Annotated in this window: 1 protein-coding gene; it reads left to right on the top strand. The window is 42.1% G+C overall.

Going from position 1 to position 1,037, the window contains the following annotated elements:
* The coding region (locus tag OZJ21_RS03605) for a hypothetical protein (RefSeq protein ID WP_268857463.1) at positions 1-1,037 on the top strand (1,037 nt) is incomplete at both ends.

Genomic DNA, 1,037 nt, shown 5'->3' on the forward strand with positions numbered 1-1,037 from the left:
GATGTGCTTAGGCTTTCGCTTAAGGATGAACTTGTACTCAAGGATTCACTCAAGCTGCTTGATGTGCTCAAGCTTTCGCTCAAGGAGGAGCTTGTACTCAAGGATTCACTCAAGCTGCTTGATGTACTTAGGCTTTCGCTTAAGGAGGAGCTTGTACTCAAGGATTCACTCAACGAACTTGATGTGCTTAGGCTTTCGCTTAAGGAGGAGCTTGTGCTCAAGGATTCACTCAAGCTGCTTGATGTACTTAAGCTTTCACTTAGTGAGGAACTTGTACTCAAGGATTCGCTCAAGGAACTTGATGTGCTTAAGCTTTCGCTTAAGGATGAGCTTGTACTCAAGGATTCACTCAACGAACTTGATGTGCTTAAGCTTTCACTTAAGGAGGAGCTTGTACTCAAGGATTCACTTAAGGAACTTGATGTACTTAGACTTTCACTTAAGGAACTTGATGTGCTTAAGCTTTCGCTTAAGGATGAGCTTGTACTCAAGGATTCACTCAACGAACTTGATGTACTTAAGCTTTCACTTAAGGATGAACTTGTGCTCAAGGATTCGCTCAAGCTGCTTGATGTGCTTAGGCTTTCACTTAGTGAGGAGCTTGTACTCAAGGATTCACTTAAGGAACTTGATGTACTTAAGCTTTCACTTAAGGATGAACTTGTACTCAAGGATTCACTCAATGAACTTGATGTGCTTAAGCTTTCGCTTAAGGAGGAGCTTGTACTCAAGGATTCGCTCAAGCTGCTTGATGTGCTTAGGCTTTCGCTTAGTGAGGAGCTTGTACTCAAAGATTCACTTAAGGAACTTGATGTGCTTAGGCTTTCACTTAAGGATGAACTTGTACTCAAGGATTCACTTAAGGAACTTGATGTGCTTAGGCTTTCACTTAAAGAGGAGCTTGTACTCAAGGATTCGCTCAACGAACTTGATGTACTTAAGCTTTCACTTAAGGAGGAGCTTGTACTCAAGGATTCGCTCAACGAACTTGATGTGCTTAGGCTTTCACTTAGTGAGGAGCTTGTACTCAAGGATTC

Source organism: Ligilactobacillus sp. UO.C109, assembly GCF_026847815.1.
GTDB lineage: Bacteria > Bacillota > Bacilli > Lactobacillales > Lactobacillaceae > Ligilactobacillus > Ligilactobacillus salivarius.